We start from the raw sequence: 230 nt of genomic DNA on the forward strand, positions 1-230 counted from the left end.
GGTGTCGCTGGCCGTCACGATGGCGCCGTTGGGCAGCACCACCTCGGCCTCCCGCAGGCTGTCGATTGCCAGGCCGTATTGGCGCACCAGCCAGCCGATGCCGCCGCCGAGGGTGAGGCCGCCCACGCCAACGGTGTAGGTGTCGCCGCTGGACACGGCCAGGTCGTACCGCTGTAACTCCTGGGCCACATTGCCCCAGACGGCGCCGCTGCCCAGGCGCACCCGGTTGT

At 71.3% G+C, this 230-nt stretch carries 1 protein-coding gene; it reads right to left on the reverse strand.

Features of this window, described 5'->3' with window-relative positions:
- Window positions 1–230, reverse strand: a 230-nt coding sequence (locus BV453_RS01965) for an FAD-binding protein (protein ID WP_249520749.1), incomplete at both ends; no start/stop codon positions are given.

The sequence above is a fragment of the Microbacterium sp. ER1 genome (genome assembly GCF_023383675.1).
GTDB lineage: Bacteria > Actinomycetota > Actinomycetes > Actinomycetales > Microbacteriaceae > Microbacterium.